The following is a 22,010-nucleotide window of genomic DNA, read 5'->3' as shown; positions in this document are numbered from 1 at the left end:
GGCGCGTCGGGCACCCGCCGTAGTGTCGACCCATGGCGTCTGAGCGCATCACACTGACGGTCCCTGGCGCGGACGGTGACCGCGAGGTCGGTCTCTCCAGCCCGAACCGGGTCTTGTGGCCCGAGCCCGGCATCACCAAGCGCGAGCTTGCGGAGTACTTCATCACCGTGGCGAAACCGTTCCTCGCCGCCAACGGCGACCGGCCCGTGTCCCTGGAGAGATTCCCGGGCGGTGTCGATGAAGACAGCTTCTTCTCGAAGAATCCGCCCAAGGGCGCGCCGGACTTCGTCGAGACCGTCACCGTCACCTACAACAGCGGGCGCCAGCATCCGCAGATCGTGCTCACCGAGGCGGCCGCGGTCGTGTGGGCGGCCCAGATGAACACTGTTGTCTTCCACCCGTGGGCCTCACTCGCGGCTGACCCCGACAACCCCGTCGAGTTGCGCATCGACCTCGACCCCCAACCCGGCACGGGTTTCACCGAAGCAGCGGCGGTGGCCCCGGCCCTGCGTGAGGTGCTCGCCGAGGCGGGACTCGACGCCTGGATCAAGACGAGCGGCAACCGCGGATTGCACGTCTTCTGCCCGATCGAGCCGACGCACGAATTCCTCGACGTGAGACACGCGGTGATCGCGGCCTCCCGCGAACTCGAGCGCCGCATGCCAGATCGGGTCACGACGAATTGGTGGAAAGAAGAGCGCGGTCAGCGCGTATTCCTCGATTTCAACCAGGCCAATCGTGACCGGACGATGGCGGGCGCGTACAGTCCACGCGCCCTCGCGGGGGCGACGGTATCGACGCCGCTGGCGTGGGACGAACTGGCGGATGCCGATCCCGCCGCCTTCACGGTGAGAACCGTCGTCGAGCGATTGGCGACGGTCGGCGACCCGTGGGCGGAGTTCTCTGCGTCGCCGGGACGCATCGACACCCTGCTCGAGTGGTGGCAGCGCGATCTCGATGACGGCCTCGGTGAGCTTCCGTTCCCGCCCGACTTTCCGAAGATGCCCGGTGAACCCCCACGGGTTCAGCCCAGCCGACTCAACCCCGACAACTGGCCGAAGGAGTAACTCACGATGACCGGCCGTGCGATGGCAGATCTCCTGCGCGCGAAATGGCTCATGCGTGTGCCGATCACGCTGTACCGGTGGGGGCTGGGATCGCTGCTGGGGACGCGCTTCGTGCTGATCGAGCATGTCGGCCGGGTCTCGGGACAACGCCGAGAGGTCGTCGTCGAGGTGATCGAGCGCGGACCCGACACCCTGTACGTCGCTTCGGGATGGGGGACGAGGTCGCAGTGGTACCGCAACCTGAAGGCGAACGGCATCGCTCGCCTGTCCACCGGGCGGGCCCGCCACGTGCCGGCTCAGGTGACGCTGTTGTCGGCCGACGACGGCGACGCCGTGCTGGCACGCTACGCGCAGCAGCACCCGCGCGCGTGGAAGACGCTCAGCGCCGCCATGGAGCGGCTGGGCACGACGCGCATCCCGGTGATCTGCTTCACCCCGCCGCGCTGAGACATCCTCGAGCGAGCGACGGGGCGTGTGTCAAGCCCGTCGACGCGGGTGGCCCCAGGGCGTTCACTGGTGACATGACGTCACTGTGGAAGCTCACGCCCGCGCCGCCCCTCGAGAGCTCCCCCTTCGAGGCCGGACGGCGTCGGGATGTCATCGTCGTGGGCGCAGGCATCACCGGCCTGACGACCGCCCTTATGCTCGCGCGTGATGGACGCGACGTCGCGCTCGTGGACGCGGGGGATGTCGCAGAGCTGGCCACCGGGTCGAACACCGGAAAGCTCTCTCTCCTGCAGGGCGCCGTCCTGTCCACCTTGCGCCGCCACCATCCGGCTTCGCTCGTCCGCGCCTACGTCGAGGCCAACCGCGCCGGCGCCCAGTGGCTCACGGAGTTCGCTCGGGACGCCGGAGTGCCGTTCTCGCGCCGCATCGCCTACTCGTATGCGCAGGGTCCGGACGGCGCAGCCACTGTGGCCGAAGAGGCTGCCGCGGCGCTCGAGGCGGGGCTTCCGGTGCGGAGGCTCTCGCCGGTGCCGGATGCGTGGGGCTTCCCCGCGGTGGACGCCGTGGCGTTGGATGATCAGGTCGCGATCGACCCGCAGGCGGTGGCGATCGCTTTGGCCCGTGCTTTCGTGGACGCCGGAGGCGCACTCCACCTCCACACGAGGGTGCGGCGGGTGGGTGTCGTGCCGTCGCCGGTCATCGAGACCGATGCGGGGTCGGCGACCGCCGACGACATCGTGCTGGCGACGGGCACCCCGATCGTCGATCGGGGCCTGTACTTCGCCAAGACGCGAGGGCTCCGGTCGTACTGCGTGGCGTTCGACGTCGACGCCGAGGTGCCCGACGGGCTGTTCTTGTCGGTCGACGGCCCGACACGCTCGATCCGGTCGGTGACCGACCAGGACGGGCCCTCGGGCTCGGCGCGCCTCATCGTGGGTGGCAACGGTCATCCCGTCGGCCGAGGAGACTCGGAGCAGCGGCATGTGGCCGAGATCGTCGCCTGGACGCGTGCCCGGTACCCCGAAGCCGAGACCGTAGCGTGCTGGTCCGCGCAGGACTATGAGTCGCACGACCTCATCCCGTTCGTCGGTGTCATGCCGCGGACGCTCGGCAGGGTGCGCTTCGCGACGGGCTTCGGCAAGTGGGGACTCAGCAACGGGCCGGCGGCGGCGCTGCGGCTTGCGTCCGAGATCCGTCGGGAGCCGTTCAAGGACCGTCCCGAGTGGATGAGGACGATCGCGCGGCGCATCACCGTCCCGGCCGATCTCGGGCGCGGCGGGGTCGAGAATCTGCGGGTCGGGTGGGAGGCCGCTTCACGGTGGGTCGATTCACAGCGCACCGCGGTGCCCGTGTCCCGCCCGGACGAGGGGGAAGGCATCGTCGCCCACCGCGGCGGGCATCCCGTCGGGGTTTCGACGGTTGAAGGCCTGACGCGCGCGGTGAGCGCGGTCTGCCCGCATCTGGGCGGTGTGCTGTCGTGGAACGATGCCGAGTGCACGTGGGATTGCCCGCTGCACGCCTCCCGGTTCCGTCCGGACGGCACGCGCATCGAGGGGCCCGCGTCGCGTGACCTCGCCGAGCTTCCGCGCACGCCGCACGAGGACGAGTCGGCCGAGCGTGTATAGCGCCATCGGAGGCATCAGAACGCGGGGCCGCTGCGCCCCTCCGGCGTGGACCCCGTCGTCGGGGTCACCTCGCGGCGCTGAGGTTCACTCGAGCACATCACGCACGTCGTAGTCGGCGACCGTTTCGAGCTGGTCATACGTGCAGGAGAGGGGGTCGCGATCGGGTCGCCAGCGCGCGAACTGGACCGTGTGGCGGAAACGGTGTCCCTCGAGCTGGTCGTATCGCACTTCAAGAACACGCTCCGGACGCAGCCGAACGTACGTCGAGTCGCGTGCAGGGTCGGAGAAGCGCGACTTCTCCCCCTCGCCGGTGACGGCGTCTCCGGCGTCGTCGCGCTCCACGAGCGGGGCGAGTTCGTCGATGAGTTCGAGCCGTCGGGCATTGCTCCATGCCGCGACGCCTCCGACGGGGGAGAGCATGCCATCGTCGGCATACAGGCCGACGAGGAGAGACCCCACGCCTCTCCCTGATTTGTGGATGCGGTAGCCGGTGGCGACGACATCGGCGGTTCGCGCGTGCTTGACCTTGAACATCGCGCGCTTGTTGGGGGCGTAGGGCTGGGCGAGCGGCTTCGCGATCACACCGTCGAGCCCTGCCCCCTCGAACTCGGCCAACCATCGCGCGGCGACAGCAGGGTCGTCACTTGTTCGCGTGACGTGGATCGGGTGGGGAAGCCCACCCAGCAGATCGACGAGCTCCGCGCGCCGCGTGGAGAACGGGGCTGTCTGCAGGTTCCTCTCGCCGCGGGCGAGCAGGTCGAACGCGATGAACATCGCGGGCGTCGACTCTGACAGCAGCGTGACGCGGGATGCCGCGGGGTGGATCCGTTGCGACAGCGACTCCCAGTCGAGGCGTTGCCGGCCGTCGATCTCGCGCGGCACGACGATCTCTCCGTCGATGAGACACGGCTCGGTAAGGAGCCGGGCGAAAGCGTCGACGAGCTCGGGAAAATACCGCGTCAGGGGCTTCGCTCCGCGGGAGCCGATCTCGACCGATGTGCCGTCCCACGCGATGAGGCCTCGGAACCCGTCCCATTTGGGCTCGAAGCTCAGCCCGCCGGGGGTGCGCTCGGGATCGGGGATCGCGGGCACCGCCTTGGCGAGCATCGGTGCGGGGATGTCGTAGGTCACGCAGCGGGCCCCGAAACGGCAGCACCCGCAAAGCGGCGGGTCTCGACGCGGCGCAGGATCCACTTGTGTCCCTCGACGAACGCCGTGATGAACACGAGCAATCCGAGGCAGATGAGCCACTCCCGGCCTGTCAGCGAGGTGGCGCCGATCATGTTGCGGAGGAAGCCGAGCTCGGTGGACAAAACGATGATGATCACCGGCCACACGAGCAGTTTCGCGACCGCGGCGATCGGCGCGGTCAGTCCTGTTTCGGGGGACCGGCGCATGAGCACGGCGCTGACCACGGTCCCGAGGCCCACGACCACGTACGCCATCGTCATCGCATGGGACGGTTCGGTCGGGCTCGGCTCGTCCGGTCCCCACACCAGGGGAACCCACGACGCGACGAAGATCGCCGCTCCGTAGAGCCCCCATTCGGCCAACGCCCCGAGGTTCGCGACGCCGAGCTTCGGATCGCGCGGCGCGCGATCCATGATCCCGGGAGGTGCGGCATCCGCCGCGATCGCGAAGACCGCGAAGAGGGTGACGAAGAAGTTGAGGAACAGCACCATGCCGGGAAACAGAGCCACACCGTCGGCGACGGCGAACGCGGATGCGGCGAGGAACAGCAGCAGCAGCGACACGAGCTGCGACATCTGAAAGCGCAGGTACGAGGTGATCTTGTCGTACACGGTGCGTCCGAGTTCGACCGCCCGCACCAGCGTCGAGAAATTGTCGTCGGTGAGGACGAGCTTGGCGGCCTGCTTGGTGACCTCGGACCCCGACCCCATCGCGACGCCGACATCGGCCTGCTTGATGGCTGCCGCGTCGTTGACCGCGTCGCCGGTCATCGCGACGATCTCGCCCTGCCCCTGGAGGAGGCGCACGAGCCGCAGCTTGTCCTGCGGGGTGACGCGGCCGAAGACGTGGAGGTCGGGCAGGTCGCGGCTCAACTCGTCGTCATCGATGGCGTGCAGCTGCGCGCCGCTGATGGCGCCGCCGCCGAGGCCGAGTTCCTTGCCGATCGCCCCGGCGGTCACCGCGTGGTCCCCGGTGATCATCCGCACCTCGATGCCGGCGCGCTGGGCCACCTCGACGGCGACCTTCGACGAGGGGCGCAACGGATCGACGATGCCGACGACGCCGATGAGATCGAGGTCGGTCACGAACGACATCGGGTCGGCGAGAATCGACTGCTCGTCGGCGGCGTCGAGGAAGCGCGCACCGATCGCGAGCGTGCGCAGACCCTGACTGCTCATCGACTCGAGCACCTCGGTGACCTCGTCCGCGTCGATCGCGACGGTCTCGCCGTCGACGGTGTAGCGCCGCGCACAGCGCCCGACGATGACATCGGGCGCACCCTTGACGAACTGCACGATGCGCTCTTCACCGTCCCACGTCAGCCGGTGGAAGGTGGCCATGAACTTGTACTCGGAGTCGAAGGGAACCTCGGCGATGCGCGGATTCGCACGCCGGGTGGCGTCGGCGTCCACTCCGAGCTTGGCGGCGAGCACGATCAGCGCAGCCTCGGTGGGATCGCCGACCACCTCGCCCTCGGCGGATACGGTGGCGTCGTTGGGGAGCGACACGGCGAGACCGACACGGGCGGCTTCGAGTGGCTCGCCTGCCGCTTGCAGCACCTTGCCGTCGAACGAATAGCCGCCCCCGGTGACCCGATACTGCACCCCGGCGAGCCAGGCGGTGCGCACCGTCATCTCGTTGAGGGTCAGCGTTCCGGTCTTGTCGGAGCAGATCGCGCTTGTGGCACCGAGCGTCTCGACATCCGCCAGGCTCGCAACGATCGCCTTTTCGCGTGCGAGGCGTGTGGCGCCCCACGACAGCAGACTTTGGACGAACGTCGGCAGACCCGTCGGGATGGCGGAGATCGCCACCGCGGTGCCGAGGAACAGCAGCGCGCTGATGTCTTCTCCGCGCAGAGCGCCGATCAGGATGATCACGGCGACCGCGACCCACGCGACGATGCCGATCACGCGGGTGAGGCCGTCCAGTTCACGCTGCAGAGGCGAACGGACGTTCTTGACGGCCGACAGCAGCGCCGCAATGCGCCCGACCTCGGTGCGCATGCCTGTCTCGACGACGATCATGCGGGCGGTGCCGCGCGTCACCGAGGTGTTCTGGAAGAGCATCGACGTGCGATCGGCGAGCGCGGTATCGGTGTCGTTCGCCGATCGGCCCTTCTCGATGGGCAGCGACTCGCCCGTCAGCGCGGATTCCTGCGTCTCGAGTGTCGCCGACCGGATGATGCGCCCGTCGGCGGGCACGAGGTCGCCGGCTTCGAGGTCGACGACGTCGCCGGGAACGAGTCCGGTGGCGTCGAGGAGTTCGATGCGACCGTCGCGGACCACGCGCGCCTGTGGTGTCTGCAGTTTCGCGAGGGCATCGACGCTGCGACGGGCTTTGAGTTCCTGCCGCGTGCCCTGGACGACGTTGAACGCCACGAGCAGCCCCACGATGATCGCCGTCGACACCTGCCCGATGAGGAGCGACACCACCGCGACCGCGACGAGCATCAGCGTCATGAGTTCCGTCAGCTGGGTGAGAGCGATCCGCACGGCGCTCGGCTGGGGCGCACTGACGAGCGCGTTGGGACCGGATGTCGCGAGCCGCGCGGACGCATCGGAGGCGGTCAGGCCCTGGTCGACGTCGGTATGGAGGCGTGTGGCCACGTCGTCGGGATCGAGCGACCACCACGCGGTCTCTTCGGTGGTTTCTGCGTCGGACGATGTCGCTTGTGCAGTCACGCGTCACTCCCTGTCGTCGCGCCCAGACTATTGCGGGACGCGTCGGGGGCGCTACGCGTCGAGTTGCGATTGCAGGCGGCGTGAGACCTCGGCCACCGGCATCCGCTTGGGGAAGACAGCCACGACGACGTCGTCGTCGGCGGGGTCGTCCTCGGCGGAGCCGACACCGAAGCGCTCCATCGCGTCGTTCAGCGCCCGCCGCAGTGTCGAGGCCGGAACCCGCTTCGGGCCGCGGAGGAGCCTGCGCAGCACGTGGTTGTGCACCGCGGTGACCAGCGCCGAGAACCCGACGGCATCCAGGGGGTCGAGCCCGGGGAGCGCGCCGCGCAGGTATTCGTCGAACAGGCGCTCGTAGCGGAACACCATGACGATCTCGCGATCCCGCAGAGCGGGTACCCCACGCACGATCGCATAGCGGCGCCGGGCGAGTTCGGGGTCGGCGGCGAAGTGCGCGTAGACCTTCATGGACGCTTCGCACACGGCCGCCCACGGGTTCTCATGCGGGTGAGAGAGGTCCTCGCGCAGCTCGTCGATCAGGTCTTCGTGATCGGCGAAGACCACATCGTCCTTGCCACCGAACTGGCGGAAGAACGTCGAGCGTGACACGCCCGCTGCGCGTGCGATCTGTTCCACCGTCGTCTGATCGAAACCGTGCTGGGCGAACAGTTCGAGGGCGGCGGCGACGACGTGGGCGCGCGACGCGGCAGGGGATGCTGCGGTGTCTGACATGTCGGAGAGAGCATAGCCCCCTCCCGCTCGGGCGGGAGGGGTGTCGTCGGAGAAGGGTGATCTGCAGTAGTAGGGTGGATGGCGGTCGATATCTCGACGTCGAGACGCTTTCGCGCGTCCAACCACCCCATTCGCCACCTGCGAAGGAATGCACTGTGGATCTGTACGAGTACCAGGCACGAGACCTTTTCGAGAAGTACGAGGTGCCGGTTCTCGCCGGCATCGTCGCCGACACCCCGGAGGAGGTGCGGGCTGCGGCTGAGAAGATCGGCGGCGTCGTCGTCGTCAAAGCCCAGGTCAAGACCGGCGGTCGCGGCAAGGCCGGCGGCGTGAAGGTCGCCAAGAACCCCGATGAGGCCTTCGCGGCGGCGCAAGCCATCCTCGGTCTCGACATCAAGGGGCACACCGTCAAGCGCGTCATGGTCGCGCAGGGTGCCCGCATCGACAAGGAGTATTACTTCTCGGTGCTGCTGGACCGCGCCAACCGCGCCTACCTCTCGCTCGCGAGCGTCGAGGGTGGCATGGAGATCGAAGAGCTCGCGGTCGAGCGCCCCGAGGCGCTCGCGCGCATCACCGTCGACCCGCTGCAGGGCATCGACAAGCGCAAGGCGATCGAGATCGCCGAGGCGGCCGGCTTCTCCGAGGAACTCGTCGACAAGGTCAGCGACGTCTTCGTCAAGCTCTACGCGGTCTATACGGGCGAGGACGCCACGCTCGTCGAGGTCAACCCGCTGGTGCTCACCGAAGAGGGCGACGTCATCGCGCTCGACGGCAAGGTGTCGCTCGATGAGAACGCCGAGTTCCGGCACGCCGGTCACGCGCTCCTCGAAGACAAGGATGCCGCCGACCCGCTCGAGGCGAAGGCCAAGCAGAACGACCTCAACTACGTCAAGCTCGACGGCGAGGTCGGTGTCATCGGCAACGGCGCGGGCCTCGTGATGTCGACGCTCGACGTCGTCGCGTACGCCGGTGAGAACCACGGTGGCGTCAAGCCCGCCAACTTCCTCGACATCGGAGGCGGCGCCTCGGCCGAGGTCATGGCGGCGGGCCTCGACGTGATCCTCGGCGACCCGCAGGTGAAGTCGGTGTTCGTCAACGTGTTCGGCGGCATCACCGCATGCGATGCCGTCGCCAAGGGCATCGTCGGCGCGCTCGCCGAGCTCGGATCCAGCGCCTCCAAGCCCCTCGTGGTGCGCCTCGACGGCAACAAGGTGGACGAAGGCCGAGCGATCCTGCGCGACGCGAACCACCCGCTCGTCACCCTCGCCGAGACCATGGACGAAGGCGCCGACAAGGCCGCCGAGCTCGCCAACGCATAAGGAAAGCACAATGTCGATCTTCCTCAACAAGGATTCCAAGGTCATCGTCCAGGGCATCACCGGCGGCGAGGGCACCAAGCACACGGCGCTCATGCTGAAGGCGGGCACGAACGTCGTCGGTGGCGTCAACGCCCGCAAGGCCGGCACGACGGTCCTGCACACCGACAAGGACGGCAATTCGGTCGAGCTGCCCGTCTTCGGCTCGGTCGCCGAGGCGATGGAGAAGACGGGCGCGGACGTCTCGATCGCGTTCGTGCCGCCCGCCTTCACGAAGGACGCGATGGTCGAGGCCATCGACGCCGAGATCCCGCTTCTCGTCGTCATCACCGAGGGCGTTCCCGTCGGCGACACGGCCGAGGCGTGGGCCTACGCCCAGTCGAAGGGCGAGAAGACCCGCATCATCGGTCCGAACTGCCCCGGCATCATCACCCCCGATGAGTCGCTCGTCGGCATCACTCCCGCCAACATCACCGGCAAGGGACCCATCGGCCTCGTCTCGAAGTCGGGCACCCTGACCTACCAGATGATGTACGAACTGCGCGAGATCGGCTTCTCCACGGCGATCGGCATCGGCGGTGACCCGGTCATCGGCACGACGCACATCGACGCGCTCGCCGCGTTCGAAGCCGACCCCGAGACCAAGGCGATCGTGATGATCGGCGAGATCGGTGGCGACGCCGAGGAACGTGCCGCCGACTTCATCAAGGCCAACGTCACCAAGCCGGTCGTCGGCTACGTCGCCGGCTTCACCGCTCCCGAGGGCAAGACGATGGGCCACGCCGGTGCGATCGTTTCCGGCTCTGCCGGAACCGCCCAGGCGAAGAAGGAAGCGCTCGAGGCTGCGGGTGTGAAGGTCGGCAAGACGCCGTCCGAAACCGCATCGCTCATGCGCGAGATCATCCAGGGTCTCTGACCCGAGCACCGAAGAGCGGATGCCGCAGGGCCCGAGAAACCACTCGAGGCCGCGGCATCCGCTCTTCGTCGTCTCGGCCCCGGTGTCGTCGGCGGCGCTACGCTGGGGACATGCCGTTGACCGGAGAGTACAAGCCGTCCACCGCGGAGTGGGCGCGCACGCAGGCCGAGACGTTCGAAGCCACCGCTGGCACGGAAGCCGCGACGATGCGCGACAAGCCGATCATCGTCCTCACGACGGTCGGCTCGAAGACCGGCGCGCTGCGCAAGACCGCCCTGATGCGCGTCGAGCACGAGGGCGTCTACGCCGTGGTCGCATCGATGGGCGGTGCGCCCCGCGAGCCTGCGTGGGCCGGCAACATGCGCAAGCAGCCACACGTCGAACTGCAGGATGGTGCGGACAAGCGCGACTACACCGCGCGGGAGGTCTCGGGCGACGAGCGCGACGTCTGGTGGGAGCGCGCTGTCGAGGCGTGGCCGGACTACGCGAACTACCAGACGAAGACCGATCGGGTCATCGCGGTGTTCGTCCTCGAGCCGCGCGCCTGACACCGATCGCCGTAGCGCCTCGGCGTCGGAGCGTACCGCCTCGGCGGCAGTGGCCTACGCGCCGAGCAGAGACTCGATGGGGCCGCGGGCGAAGTAGAGCAAGAAGCCCGCGGCGACGATCCACAGCAACGGGCTGATCTCGCGCGCCTTGCCGGCGAGCGACCGCACGACCACCCACGCGACGAAGCCCGCGCCGATGCCGTTGGCGATCGAGTAGGTCAGCGGCATGACCGTGATCGCGAGGAAGACCGGCAGGAGCGCGGAGAAGTCAGAGAAGTCGATGTGGCGGATCTGTGACATCATCAGCGCGCCGACGATCACGAGGGCCGCTGCGGCCACCTCGGTGGGGACGATCGAGACGAGCGGGGTGAAGAACATCGCGACGAGGAACAACAGTCCGGTCACGACGTTCGCGAGTCCCGTCCGCGCGCCCTCACCGATGCCCGACCCCGACTCGATGAAGACCGTGCTCGACGAGCTCGAGGTGAGCCCGCCCGCGACCGCCCCGACACCTTCGACGACCAGAGCTGACTTGATGCGCGGGAAGTCACCACGTTCGTCGGCGAGACCGGCTTCTTTCGACAGCCCGGTCATGGTTCCCATCGCGTCGAAGAAGTTCGTGAACACCAGTGTGAACACGAGCATGAGCGCGGCGAGGATGCCGATCCTCTCGAAGGACCCGAACGAGACCTGACCGAGCAGGGAGAGGTCGGGGATGCTGACGAGCGACGCGGGAAGCTCGGGGACCGACAGGCCCCACCCGCCCGGGTTGACCTGGTCTCCGTCGAACATCGGGCCGAGGTCCCAGATCGCTTCGACGATGACCGCGATGACCGTGCCCGACACGAGGCCGACGAGCATTCCGCCCTTGACCTTGCGGGCGACGAGCACACCGGTGAGCAGGAGAGTGACGACGAAGATGAGGGCCGGGATCGTCGTGACCGACCCTTCGACACCGAGTCCGACCGGGGGAGAGGCGACACCGGTCGACGTGACGAAGCCGGCATTGACGAACCCGATGAACGCGATGAAGAGGCCGATGCCGACCGTGATCGCGAGCTTCAGCTGAATCGGGACGGCGTTGAAGATCATGCGCCGCAGCCCGGTTGCGGCCAGGAGCACGATGATGAGGCCGTTGATGACGACGAGCCCCATCGCCTCGGTCCACGTGACCTGCCCGACCACCGAGACGGCGAGGAACGAGTTGATGCCGAGGCCCGCGGCGAACGCGAACGGCAGGCGGGTGACCAGCCCGAACAGGATGGTCATCACACCCGCGGTGAGCGCCGTCGCCGCGGCGACCTGCGTGAAGCCGAGGGTATTGCCCTCGACGTCCACGCCGGAGGACAAGATGATCGGGTTGAGGATGACGATGTAGGCCATCGCGACGAACGTCACCACGCCTCCGCGCACCTCTGCACCCGTCGTGGAGCGCCGGCGCGAGATCTCGAAGAACCGGTCGAGACCGTTCTTCGGAGTCGTCTCGGCGGTTTCGATGTCCGGGGACGGGGTAGTTGTCATGTTCGCGGGACCTCCGACGTCGAAGATAGCGTCATCGGCCCGCGGCGTGCTCATCGGCAGGATGCATGCGGAGCGCGCGCCGCGCGATGTGCGGCCGATCCGCTGGGTATCGTCGAATCCGCATGTATCGCCTCGTCGTCGTCCTTCTCGCCGCCATCGATGCCGTCATCGCCGCGGCAGTCGGCCTGGCGGCGCTGATGGCGCCCCTCACGCTGCTGTGGGCGATCGGGTTCGGCGACGAAGCCGAGTGGGCGGCACTGTGGCCGACCGCGGCGGCGGCGTGGCAACTCGGTCACTTCGTGCCGTTGGACATCACGCTTCCGGCCGCCTACCTCGTCGACACCGGAATCGACCCGGACCTCGCGACGTTCACGCTGTCGCTCGCGCCCCTCGCCTTCGCTCTCTTCACGGCCGGGTTCGCGGCCCGCTCGGGTCGACGCGCATCGCGGGCGGATGCGTGGATCACCGGGGTCGTCGCGGGGGCGGTCGTCTTCGGTATCCTCGCCGCAGTCGTCGCCGTCACCGGCGTTGCACCGCTTGCCGTCGTCGAGCGCTGGCAGGCGATCCTCTTCCCGTCGCTCGTCTTCGTCACCGCGAGTCTCCTCGGCGCGCTCGTCACCGAGTGGCAGGAGGCCGGAGAGGGGGCGATAGCGCGACTGCGGGACCGCATCGAAGCGCTCGATCACGGGTGGGGCCCGGTTCCGGCGCTCATCGCACGGGGCGGCGCCGCCGCGATCACGGCGATCATCGGTGCTGCGGCTCTGCTGACGGCGGTGGCGATCCTCGGACGTGGAAGCGAGATCATCGCCCTCTACGAGCGCGCGAACGTCGACGCCTTCGGTGCGACGCTCCTGACGCTCGGTCAGTTGGCCTATCTGCCCACCCTCGTGGTGTGGGCGATGAGTTATATCGCGGGCCCGGGCTTCGCTCTCGGCACGGGAACCTCGGTGTCGCCCGCGGGCACGGACGTCGGCGTCGTGCCGGGCGTCCCGCTTCTCGGAACCGTCCCCGAATCGCTCACACCGTGGATGCTCCTCCTCGGACTCATCCCCGTCGCCGCCGGCGCGTTCGCCGGGTGGATCGCCCGGTCGCGTCTGGCGGCATCCGAACTCGCCCGTGCCGACGTCCGGCGCGCCCGGCGCCAAGCAGACGTCGCAGGCGCGGCCGCTCTCGCGGGGTTGCGCGGCGACGACGGCGTCGCGATCGTCGAGCCGCCCGTGGACGACGGCCGCGATCCAGCGGCTGCGCGGGCGGTCATCGCTCTCGGTATCACCGTCATAGCCGGATCCGCCGCGGCGGTGCTGACGCTCGCTGCATCGGGGGCGCTCGGGCCGGGGCTCCTCGCCGAGGTCGGTCCCTCCGTGGGCCAGACCGCCCTCGCGGTCGGACTCGAGGTGGCAGTCGGCGCCGGCATCCTGCTCCTCGCGCCGCGGCCACGCCTGCGCAGACGCGATGGCGGGAGCGCCGGAGGTGCCCCCGGTGTGGCGGCTCCGCCCGAAACGGTCACTGCGGCGCGGCTAGACTGACCCGGTGCTCACGGTCGCGGTCCTCATCTCCGGAACGGGGTCGAATCTGCGAGCCCTCCTGGAGGCGGCGGCAGATCCGGCGTTCCCCGCTCGGGTCGTCGCCGTCGGCGCCGACCGCGAGGCGGACGGCTTCGCCCACGCCGAGGCGTTCGGCATCCCGACGTTCCTGGTGCCATGGGATCGATTCGAAGACCGTGAATCGTGGGGCCGGGAACTCGGCGCGCAGCTGGACGCGTGGCGGCCGGATCTGGTCGTCCTCAGTGGGCTGATGCGGCTCCTGCCGGCGACCCTCGTGGACGCCTGGTCGCCGCGCATCATCAACACCCATCCCGCCTACCTGCCGGAGTTCCCCGGCGCCCACGGTGTGCGCGACGCGCTCGCTGCGGGTGTCGATCGCACCGGGGCCAGCGTGATCGTCGTCGACAGCGGCGTGGACACCGGGCCGATCCTCGCGCAGGAGCGGATCCCCGTGCAGCCGGACGATGACGAGCATCGTCTTCACGAACGCATCAAGCCGGTCGAGCGGCGGCTGCTCATCGACGTCGTGCGTCGCATCGCGACCGGTGAGCTCGAGCTGGACCGCGTCATCCCGAACACCCCCTGACCGAACGCCCATCCGAAACGCCGAGGAGCCCCCCATGGCCGGACCGAGCCACGACCCCGCCCTGTACCGTGACCGCGACATCGTCCCGATCCGGCGCGCACTCGTATCGGTGAGTGACAAGACGGGTCTGCGCGAACTCGGCGAAGCGCTCGTCGCGGCAGGCGTCGAAATCGTCTCGACGGGAGGCTCGGCCGCCCTCCTGCGTGACGCCGGGTTCGACGTCACCGATGTTTCGGCGGTCACCGGGTTCCCCGAGTCGCTCGACGGGCGAGTGAAGACCTTGCACCCGGGCGTGCACGCCGGCCTGTTGGCCGACCTCCGCCTCGAGGACCACGAGCGCCAGCTCGCCGAGCTCGGCATCGCGCCGTTCGAGCTGGTCGTCGTCAACCTGTATCCGTTCGTCGAGACGGTGGAATCCGGGGCCTCCCCCGCGGACGTCGTCGAACAGATCGACATCGGCGGTCCCGCAATGGTCCGCGCGTCGGCGAAGAACTTCGCCAACGTCGCGATCGTCGTCTCGCCCGAGTCGTACCCGGCCATCATCACCGCGCTCGGTGAGGGCGGCACGAGCCTGGCCCAGCGTCGTGATCTCGCCGCTCGGGCATTCGCACACACCGCGGGCTACGATCGAGCGGTTTCCCTGTGGTTCGCGGGTGAGACCCTGTCGGCGAACGCCGCGCTGCCACAGCACCTCACGATCCGTGCCGAACGCCTCGCCGAGTTGCGCTACGGCGAGAACGCCCACCAGCGCGCCGCGATCTACACCCGTGTGGGCGGGCACGGCATCGCCCAAGCCACCCAGCTGCAGGGCAAGCCGATGTCGTACAACAACTACGTCGACGCGGATGCGGCACTGCGTGCGGCCTTCGACATGGTCAAGCCGGCCGTGGCGATCATCAAGCACGCCAACCCGTGCGGCATCGCCGTCGCAGCATCGAACGCGCTCGACCCCATCGCGAGCGCCCACCTGCGCGCACACGAGTGCGACCCGGTGTCGGCCTTCGGTGGTGTGATCGCCGCGAACCGCACCGTCACCCTGAAGATGGCCGAGAATCTGCGCGACATCTTCACCGAGGTGATCGTCGCGCCCGACTTCGAACCCGAAGCCCTCGAGGTCTTCAAGCTGAAGCGCAACCTGCGCGTGCTCCAGTTGCCGGCGGATTGGCGCCAGGAACAGATGGACGTGCGCCTCGTCTCGGGTGGGCTGCTCCTGCAGGATGCGGATCGCTTTCCCGACGACATCGAGTCGGTCGCGAAAGACTGGCAACTCGTGTCGGGGGAGCGTCCCAGTGACGAGGCGATGACCAACCTCATCTTCGCGTGGAAGGCGTGCCGCGCCGTGAAGTCCAACGCCATCGTCCTCGCGAAGGCCTCCGCAACCGTCGGGATCGGGATGGGGCAGGTGAACCGCGTGGATTCCTGCCGGCTCGCGGTCGAACGCGCGGGAGATCGCGCCGCCGGGTCGGTGGCGGCATCCGACGCCTTCTTCCCCTTCGCGGACGGCCCGCAGGTGCTCATCGACGCGGGAATCCGCGAGATCGTCCAGCCGGGCGGGTCGGTGCGCGACGAGGAGGTCATCGACGCCGCACGCGCGGCGGGCGTCACGATGTTCTTCACCGGGGAGCGTCACTTCTTCCACTGATCCCGCCACGTGCGGCAGAAATCGGACGCGCACCGCCGTGTCCGATTTCCGCGAGCGTGTGTCGGTGGCGCGTGGCAGGCTGAGTGCATGACCACGGCGATGACCTTCGACGAGCGGTATCGCGCGATCGATTCGCGCGATGCCCGCTTCGACGGCCAGTTCGTCACGGCGGTGCGCTCCACCGGCATTTACTGCCGCCCCTCGTGCCCCGCGCGCACGCCCAAGGCATCGAACGTGACGTTCTATGCGACGAGTGCGGCGGCACACGAAGCCGGCTACCGCGCCTGCAAGCGGTGCCTGCCCGAGGCGGCGCCCGGTTCACCCGCCTGGAACCTGCGTGGCGACACCGCGGCGCGGGCCATGCGCCTCATCGCCGACGGCGTCGTCGAGCGCGAAGGCGTGCCCGGCCTCGCCCGGCGCCTCGGATACTCACCACGTCACCTCACGCGCCTGCTCACGACCGAACTCGGCGCCGGCCCGCTCGCACTCAGCCGCGCCCACCGCGCCCAGACGGCGCGGATGCTGCTCGTCGGAACCGAGCTCCCGGCATCCGACGTCGCCTTCTCGGCAGGGTTCTCGAGTGTCCGCCAGTTCAATGACACGGTCCGCGAGGTGTTCGGGATGTCGCCACGGGAGCTGCGTGCGCGGCGGCGTGCGACCCCGGCACCGACGCGTGACGTGTCAGGCCTCGGGACCATCGACCTCGTCCTGCCGCACCGCGGTCCGCTCGACGCCGACGGCCTGTTCGCCTGGATGTCGGCCCGGGCGATCGACGGGGTCGAAGACGCTACGCCCACCCGGTTCTCACGTGCGTTGCGCCTCCCCGCCGGGCCGGCCTGGTTCTCGCTACGCATCGACGACGATCGTCGCGTGCGGCTCAGTGCCTCGGTGACGCATTTGTCCGACCTCTCCGCGCTGGTGACCCGTGCGCGACGGCTGTTCGACCTCGACGCCGACCCCATCGCCGTCGACGAGGCGCTCGCGGAGCGCCCCGAACTGCGTCCTCTCGTGCGCGCCCTGCCCGGGATCCGCGTACCCGGCGCGGCCGACCCGCACGAGATGCTCATCCGCGCGATGATCGGCCAGCAGATCACCGTCTCGGCCGCTCGGACCGCTCTGTCCGCGCTCACGGCAGAACTCGGGGAGCCCGTCGCGGGACTCGGGAGCTCGACCCGGATGTTCCCGACGATGGCGGCGATCGCCACGCGCGGCGCCGACGTGCTGCGCGGGCCGGCCGCCCGCATCCGCGCGGTGACCGGAGTCGCCGCCGCGCTCGCGGACGGACGCCTGACTCTCACCGCCGGTGACGACGGCGGCGACCAGCGTGCGGCGCTCCTGGCTATGCCCGGTATCGGCCCGTGGACAGCCGACTACGTGCGGATGCGGGTGCTCGGCGACCCCGACGTGATCCTCCCCGGAGACGTCGCCGTCCGTGCCGGCGCGGCGGCGGCCGGCGTGCCGGCGGACCCGAAGAACCTCACCGCGTGGGCCACGCGCTCGGCACCTTGGCGCAGCTATCTGACCGCGCACCTGTGGCGCGCGGTCCCTCCACGGGCGTCGAACAGACGCCGCCAGGGCACCGCGGCTGCCACCGTCCCGAAAGGAACCCGCTCATGACCACGTTCCAGACGATCGCCACTCCCGACGGTGCGTTCTCGATTCTCAGCGACGACGACGATCGGGTCCTCGCCTCGGGATGGACCGACTCCCTGCAGGAGCTCATTGTGCGCCTGCGTCCGGACGCGCGGCCACAGGAGGTCCGCGACGGACACACGGATGCGGCATCCGCCGTCGAGGATTACTACGCGGGAGACATCGCGGCCATCGACGTCGTCGCCGTCCGTCAGAACGGCACCGCGATGCAGGCCGCCGGGTGGGAGCATCTGCGGAGGATCACGCCTGGGGCGCCACTCACGTATGCCCAGTTCGCCGCTACGCTGGGTGCGCCCACCGCGGTGCGTGCCGCGGCCGCCGTATGCGCGCGCAACGCACCGGCGCTATTCGTGCCCTGCCATCGCGTGCTGCGCACGGGTGGCGCGCTCGGTGGTTTCGCGTGGGGCCTCGACGTCAAGCGTGCCCTCCTCGATCGCGAGGCCGCACGCGTCGCCTGATTCGACTCTTGTCTTCGGCGAAAACTCAGGTCTAAGCTGGAGGGCTGTCGCCACACGCACAGCACACAGCCGCGCACTTCAGGAGGATGCCGTGAACATGATCGCCGTCGCAGCGAAGGTCGTCCTCCGTCCCGTGGGAATCGCCGCTCGCCCGCGCGCCGTCTTCGGCGGCTAGACGCCCCGGATCCGGAACCACTCGCCGCCTTCGCGGCATACCGGCGCCCCTCGGGGCGTTGACGGATGTCGACCCGTCTCCACCCGGCCGGCCGTGATCGCGGCCGCCGGAACACCGCCGCTGGCCGCGGCCCGCGAATCACTTCGTCCCCACAAGGAACATGACCACCACCGCAGAACCGAATCGGTCACACCTGTCCACTCCGCGCGCGCTCGCGCGGCTCCTGCCGTTCGCGAAGCCTGTCCTTCCGCGACTCATCCTCGGCGCCGTGAGCGCGCTGTTGGCAAGTCTTCTCGCATTGTCGATCCCGCTGATCCTCGAGGAGGTCGTGCAAGGACCGATCGCTTCCGGTCACTTCGTCGCGATCGCGTGGGGCGCCGCCGCGATCTTGGGCCTCGGGCTCGCTGAAGCACTCATGGTCTGGCTGCGTCGCTGGTTCGTGCTCGGCCCCGCCACGATGGTCGAGTACGAGATCCGACAGACGTTCTATTCGCGCCTGCAGCGCCTGCCGGTCGCGTTCCATGATCGGTGGCAGTCGGGGCAGCTGCTCAGCCGCATGATGCAGGACATCAGCATGCTGCGCCGCTGGCTCGCGTTCGGACTGGTCCTGCTCGTCGTCAACGTGCTGACGATCCTCGTGGGCACCGTGCTGTTGTTCCGGTGGCATTGGCTGCTCGGTGCCACGTTCCTCGTCGTGTCGATGCCGCTGTGGTACGCCGGATATCGGTTCGAGAAGACCTATGGCACCCTTGCCCGGCAGAGCCAGGATCAGGCGGGGGACCTTGCGACGTCGGTCGAAGAGAGCGTGCACGGCATTCGCGTCCTCAAAGCCTTCGGGCGCGGCACGCACGCACTCTCGAAGTTCACCAGCCAGGCGGAGACCCTTCGAGGAACAGAGTTGCGCAAGGCTCGTGCTGTCGGGTGGATCTGGTTCTGGCTCGTGCTGCTCCCCGAGGTCGCTTTCGCGTTGTGCCTCGGCGTGGGCATCGCGCTCGCGGCGTTCGGTGAACTGGGCCAGGCCGAACTCGTGGCCTTCTTCGTGATGGCCACCGTGCTGCGTTGGCCGATGGAATCCATCGGATTCCTGTTCTCGTTCCTGCTCGACGCGCGGACGGCGACCGACCGTCTCTTCGAGGTCTTCGATGAGCAGAACACGATCGTCGACCCGGCGGAGCCGAAGACGATCGTCCAGCCGCGCGGTGAGCTCGCGTTCGAGGGTGCGCACTTCCGATATCCGGATGCCCCGCCCACCGAGCGCGATCTGGTCGACGGCGTCGACCTGACACTGCGGCCTGGCGAGACGATGGCGCTCGTCGGGCTCACCGGGAGCGGAAAGACGTCACTGACGACGCTCCCCACGCGCCTGTACGACGTCACCGGGGGGCGTGTGACCCTCGACGGTGTCGACGTGCGTGACTTGACACTCGGGGAGCTGCGCCGTCACATCGGGATGGCGTTCGAAGACGCGACGCTTTTCTCGCAGTCCGTGCGCGACAACGTCCTGCTCGGGCGCGAAGACCTCGAGCCCGGTAGCGCCGAAGCAGAGCGCGTGCTGCGCGAGGCATTGGGTGTCGCACAGGCGGCGTTCGTCGACGATCTGCCGCTCGGGGTCGACACGGTGATCGGCGAAGAGGGCATGTCGCTCTCGGGCGGACAGCGCCAGAGGCTCGCCCTCGCACGCGCCGTCGCAGCCCGCCCGGCGGTGCTGATCCTCGACGATCCGTTGTCTGCGCTGGATGTCGACACCGAAGCCCTCGTCGAAGATGCGCTGCGCGAGGTCATGAGTGACACGACCGCGCTCATCGTGGCGCACCGACCGTCGACCGTGATGCTCGCCGACCGGGTCGCACTGCTGCAGGACGGAAAGGTGACCGCGGTCGGTACCCATTCCGAGCTGCTCGCCTCGAACGACCACTACCGACACGTGATCTCGAGCCTCGAGGTCGAAGAGGAGCGCCTGCGGGAGATGACCTACGACCCGTCACCCGACGAGCGCGAGACGGAGGAGGGCCGATGAGCACCGTTGTCGGCACGAGCGGCGAAGACCGCTCTGACTACACCCGCGACGAGAGCCGTGCGATCCGTCAGCGGTCGCTGCGACTTCTCGGTTCCCTCGTGTCGCCGTTGCGCTGGCAGCTGGTCCTCGCGGCCGTCGTGCTGGTGATCTCTACGGCGCTGCGCGTGATCGGGCCGATCCTGCTCGCCTACGGATTCGATACGGCGCTGCCGGCGGCGGTCGAGCGGATGGACTGGCTCCCGACCATCGGGGTGGTCGTCGTCTACCTGGTTTCGGCAATCGGTGGGGCCGCGCTCATCGGCTGGTACGTCGTCGTCGCGGCGCGACTCACGCAGGCGGTCATGCTCGAGTTGCGCAAGCGCATCTTCTTGCACACCCAGCGATTGAGCCTCGAATTCCACGAGTCTTACACCTCGGGCCGAATCATCTCGCGCCAGACCAGTGATCTCGACACGATCCGCGAACTCCTGGACGGCGGTCTCAACGAACTGGTCTCGGGTGTCTTGTACGGAATCTTCACCCTCGTGGCGCTGTACTTCCTCGACTGGCAGTCCGGGGTCATCCTGACCGTCGCCGGCATCCCGCTGTTCTTCCTCATGCGCTGGTTCTATCTGCGCTCGCAGGTGGTCTATCGCCAGTCGCGGGTCATCAGTGCCCGGGTCATCGTCAAGTTCGTCGAGACGATGACCGGCATCCGCGCGGTGAAGGCCTTCCGCAAAGAGCAACGCAACGACGAGGACTTCGGTACCGAGGCGCTACGCTACCGCGACGTCAACATCCGCTCGATCCGCCTGTTCGGCACGTTCGAGCCCGGGTTGATGGCGATCGCGTCGCTTGCACTGGCATTCATCGTCTTCTGGGGCGGGGTGCGCGTCGCCGACGGCACACTGCTCGTCGGGGCGTTGCTCGGTGCCGTGGTCTACGTGCGCAACTTCTTCTCGCCGATGCAGGAGGTGGCGTTCTTCCTGAACTCCTACCAGTCCGCCACGGCGGCGCTCGAGAAGGTGTCCGGCGTGCTCGAGGAACGCCCCACGGTCCCCGACCCCGAGAACCCCGTCGATCTGTGGACGGCGAAGGGTCACATCCTCTTCGATGACGTCGTATTCGGGTACTCGGACGACCGCACGATCCTGCCCGACTTCACTCTCGACATCCCCGCGGGGCAGACCATCGCGCTGGTGGGAACGACGGGAGCCGGAAAGTCCACGCTGGCCAAGCTCGTTTCGCGTTTCTACGACCCGACGCAGGGCACGGTCTCGCTCGACGGTGTCGACCTGCGACAGATGCACCCGAAGGATCTGCGCCGCGCGATCGTCATGGTGACCCAGGAGGCCTACCTGTTCAGTGGAACGGTCGCCGACAACATCGCGCTCGGCAAGCCCGAAGCCACACTCGACGAGATCAAGGCCGCAGCGCGAGCCGTCGGAGCCCACGAGTTCATCGAGCGTCTGCCCGACGGCTACGCCACCGATGTCAACAAGCGCGGTGGTCGTGTCTCGGCGGGTCAGCGGCAGTTGATCTCGTTCGCGCGCGCGTTCCTCGCAGATCCGGCCGTTCTGATCCTCGACGAGGCGACGGCGTCGCTCGACATCCCCTCGGAACGTCTGATCCAGGACGCCCTGCAGACCCTCCTCGCCGACCGGACGGCGATCATCATCGCCCACCGCTTGTCGACGGTTGCGATCGCCGACCGGGTGCTCGTGATGGAGCACGGGCGCATCATCGAAGACGACGCCCCCGACGCGCTGATCGCAGGCACCGGCAAGTTCGCTCAACTGCACGCCGCGTGGCGCGAATCCCTGGTGTGATGCCCTTCGCCCCGCGCCTTCCGGCGCGGGGCGAAGGGAGGCGACGGGGTCTCGGTGGGGGAGGGGAATCCGAGACCCCGCCGCGG

The 22,010-nt window shown here is 68.7% G+C and carries 17 protein-coding genes; 13 read left to right on the top strand and 4 right to left on the bottom strand.

The features are described 5' to 3' along the window. The first annotated feature begins 32 nt into the window (after positions 1 to 32). The 3 genes from ligD to ACFQZV_RS13035 all read left to right on the top strand — a co-directional run bounded on the left by ligD (position 33) and on the right by ACFQZV_RS13035 (position 3,139). Entirely contained in the window at positions 33 to 1,067 is a 1,035-nt protein-coding gene (gene ligD / locus ACFQZV_RS13045; RefSeq protein ID WP_378754050.1) for a non-homologous end-joining DNA ligase, read from the top strand. A 6-nt stretch (positions 1,068 to 1,073) separates the two neighbouring features. Next, positions 1,074 to 1,514 carry a nitroreductase family deazaflavin-dependent oxidoreductase gene (locus ACFQZV_RS13040; RefSeq protein WP_378754052.1) on the top strand — a complete coding sequence of 147 codons (441 nt, stop codon included), beginning with the start codon at positions 1,074 to 1,076 and terminating at the stop codon, positions 1,512 to 1,514. Positions 1,515 to 1,588: 74 nt separating this feature from the next. Then, the gene (locus tag ACFQZV_RS13035) at positions 1,589 to 3,139 is read left to right on the top strand and encodes an FAD-dependent oxidoreductase (protein ID WP_378783344.1); all 1,551 of its coding nucleotides are present in this window, start codon (positions 1,589 to 1,591) and stop codon (positions 3,137 to 3,139) included. A gap of 84 nt (positions 3,140 to 3,223) precedes the next feature. Here the strand turns inward: ACFQZV_RS13035 and ACFQZV_RS13030 are convergent, their stop codons facing one another. Genes ACFQZV_RS13030 through ACFQZV_RS13020 form a run of 3 tightly spaced genes read right to left on the bottom strand, consistent with a single transcriptional unit; the run spans position 3,224 to position 7,740 of the window. Further along, complete coding sequence (locus ACFQZV_RS13030) at positions 3,224 to 4,270, bottom strand: ATP-dependent DNA ligase (protein ID WP_378754056.1); 1,047 nt, start codon at positions 4,268 to 4,270, stop codon at positions 3,224 to 3,226. Then, a complete protein-coding gene (locus tag ACFQZV_RS13025; RefSeq protein ID WP_378754058.1) occupies positions 4,267 to 7,011 on the bottom strand; it encodes a cation-translocating P-type ATPase in 2,745 nt (914 codons plus the stop codon). The genes ACFQZV_RS13030 and ACFQZV_RS13025 overlap by 4 nt, the downstream gene beginning before the upstream one ends. Positions 7,012 to 7,062: 51 nt before the next feature. Next, positions 7,063 to 7,740, bottom strand: coding sequence for a TetR family transcriptional regulator (locus ACFQZV_RS13020; protein ID WP_378754060.1), 678 nt, complete (start codon positions 7,738 to 7,740; stop codon positions 7,063 to 7,065). Positions 7,741 to 7,895: 155 nt separating this feature from the next. On the opposite strand from ACFQZV_RS13020, the gene sucC reads away from it, so the two are divergent. The 3 genes from sucC to ACFQZV_RS13005 all read left to right on the top strand — a co-directional run bounded on the left by sucC (position 7,896) and on the right by ACFQZV_RS13005 (position 10,520). Continuing rightward, positions 7,896 to 9,059 (top strand): ADP-forming succinate--CoA ligase subunit beta, encoded by a 1,164-nt coding sequence (gene sucC, locus ACFQZV_RS13015; protein ID WP_378754062.1) that lies wholly within the window; start codon positions 7,896 to 7,898, stop codon positions 9,057 to 9,059. Between the two features lie 10 nt (positions 9,060 to 9,069). Beyond that, on the top strand, positions 9,070 to 9,972 hold the full coding sequence (gene sucD / locus ACFQZV_RS13010) for a succinate--CoA ligase subunit alpha (RefSeq protein WP_378754064.1): 903 nt from the start codon (positions 9,070 to 9,072) through the stop codon (positions 9,970 to 9,972). Between the two features lie 110 nt (positions 9,973 to 10,082). After that, on the top strand, positions 10,083 to 10,520 hold the full coding sequence (locus tag ACFQZV_RS13005) for a nitroreductase family deazaflavin-dependent oxidoreductase (RefSeq protein WP_378754066.1): 438 nt from the start codon (positions 10,083 to 10,085) through the stop codon (positions 10,518 to 10,520). A gap of 54 nt (positions 10,521 to 10,574) precedes the next feature. On the opposite strand, the gene ACFQZV_RS13000 is transcribed toward ACFQZV_RS13005, so the two are convergent. Next, on the bottom strand, positions 10,575 to 12,041 hold the full coding sequence (locus ACFQZV_RS13000) for an NCS2 family permease (protein ID WP_378754068.1): 1,467 nt from the start codon (positions 12,039 to 12,041) through the stop codon (positions 10,575 to 10,577). Positions 12,042 to 12,163: 122 nt separating this feature from the next. Between ACFQZV_RS13000 and ACFQZV_RS12995 the strand changes: the two genes are divergently transcribed. From ACFQZV_RS12995 to ACFQZV_RS12965, 7 genes are all read left to right on the top strand, one after another. After that, the gene (locus ACFQZV_RS12995; RefSeq protein WP_378783343.1) at positions 12,164 to 13,567 is read left to right on the top strand and encodes a cell division protein PerM; all 1,404 of its coding nucleotides are present in this window, start codon (positions 12,164 to 12,166) and stop codon (positions 13,565 to 13,567) included. Between the two features lie 4 nt (positions 13,568 to 13,571). Beyond that, positions 13,572 to 14,171: a phosphoribosylglycinamide formyltransferase gene (gene purN / locus ACFQZV_RS12990; protein ID WP_378754222.1), complete on the top strand. Its 600-nt coding sequence runs from the start codon at positions 13,572 to 13,574 to the stop codon at positions 14,169 to 14,171. Positions 14,172 to 14,205: 34 nt separating this feature from the next. After that, positions 14,206 to 15,813: a bifunctional phosphoribosylaminoimidazolecarboxamide formyltransferase/IMP cyclohydrolase gene (purH, locus tag ACFQZV_RS12985; RefSeq protein ID WP_378754220.1), complete on the top strand. Its 1,608-nt coding sequence runs from the start codon at positions 14,206 to 14,208 to the stop codon at positions 15,811 to 15,813. Between the two features lie 87 nt (positions 15,814 to 15,900). Continuing rightward, positions 15,901 to 17,430 carry a DNA-3-methyladenine glycosylase 2 family protein gene (locus ACFQZV_RS12980; RefSeq protein ID WP_378783342.1) on the top strand — a complete coding sequence of 510 codons (1,530 nt, stop codon included), beginning with the start codon at positions 15,901 to 15,903 and terminating at the stop codon, positions 17,428 to 17,430. Further along, positions 17,427 to 17,924, top strand: coding sequence for a methylated-DNA--[protein]-cysteine S-methyltransferase (locus tag ACFQZV_RS12975; RefSeq protein ID WP_378754097.1), 498 nt, complete (start codon positions 17,427 to 17,429; stop codon positions 17,922 to 17,924). The genes ACFQZV_RS12980 and ACFQZV_RS12975 overlap by 4 nt, the downstream gene beginning before the upstream one ends. Before the next feature lie 335 nt (positions 17,925 to 18,259). Next, positions 18,260 to 20,116, top strand: coding sequence for an ABC transporter ATP-binding protein (locus tag ACFQZV_RS12970; protein ID WP_378754095.1), 1,857 nt, complete (start codon positions 18,260 to 18,262; stop codon positions 20,114 to 20,116). Then, positions 20,113 to 21,924 carry an ABC transporter ATP-binding protein gene (locus ACFQZV_RS12965; protein ID WP_378754093.1) on the top strand — a complete coding sequence of 604 codons (1,812 nt, stop codon included), beginning with the start codon at positions 20,113 to 20,115 and terminating at the stop codon, positions 21,922 to 21,924. The genes ACFQZV_RS12970 and ACFQZV_RS12965 overlap by 4 nt, the downstream gene beginning before the upstream one ends. Positions 21,925 to 22,010: the final 86 nt, after the last annotated feature.

It is taken from the genome of Microbacterium koreense (assembly GCF_042677105.1).
Classification (GTDB): Bacteria; Actinomycetota; Actinomycetes; order Actinomycetales; family Microbacteriaceae; genus Microbacterium; species Microbacterium koreense.
This window is presented reverse-complemented; position numbering and strand designations above follow the sequence as displayed.

Coding starts and splice junctions, on each gene's coding strand:
- ACFQZV_RS12975 (WP_378754097.1), top strand. CDS start 17,427: ATGACCACGTTCCAGACGATCGCCACTCCCGACGGTGCGTTCTCGATT.
- ACFQZV_RS12995 (WP_378783343.1), top strand. CDS start 12,164: ATGTATCGCCTCGTCGTCGTCCTTCTCGCCGCCATCGATGCCGTCATC.
- ACFQZV_RS13005 (WP_378754066.1), top strand. CDS start 10,083: ATGCCGTTGACCGGAGAGTACAAGCCGTCCACCGCGGAGTGGGCGCGC.
- ACFQZV_RS13035 (WP_378783344.1), top strand. CDS start 1,589: ATGACGTCACTGTGGAAGCTCACGCCCGCGCCGCCCCTCGAGAGCTCC.
- ACFQZV_RS13000 (WP_378754068.1), bottom strand. CDS start 12,041: ATGACAACTACCCCGTCCCCGGACATCGAAACCGCCGAGACGACTCCG.
- ACFQZV_RS12980 (WP_378783342.1), top strand. CDS start 15,901: ATGACCACGGCGATGACCTTCGACGAGCGGTATCGCGCGATCGATTCG.
- ACFQZV_RS13020 (WP_378754060.1), bottom strand. CDS start 7,740: ATGTCAGACACCGCAGCATCCCCTGCCGCGTCGCGCGCCCACGTCGTC.
- purH (WP_378754220.1), top strand. CDS start 14,206: ATGGCCGGACCGAGCCACGACCCCGCCCTGTACCGTGACCGCGACATC.
- ACFQZV_RS12970 (WP_378754095.1), top strand. CDS start 18,260: ATGACCACCACCGCAGAACCGAATCGGTCACACCTGTCCACTCCGCGC.
- ACFQZV_RS12965 (WP_378754093.1), top strand. CDS start 20,113: ATGAGCACCGTTGTCGGCACGAGCGGCGAAGACCGCTCTGACTACACC.
- ligD (WP_378754050.1), top strand. CDS start 33: ATGGCGTCTGAGCGCATCACACTGACGGTCCCTGGCGCGGACGGTGAC.
- ACFQZV_RS13040 (WP_378754052.1), top strand. CDS start 1,074: ATGACCGGCCGTGCGATGGCAGATCTCCTGCGCGCGAAATGGCTCATG.
- sucD (WP_378754064.1), top strand. CDS start 9,070: ATGTCGATCTTCCTCAACAAGGATTCCAAGGTCATCGTCCAGGGCATC.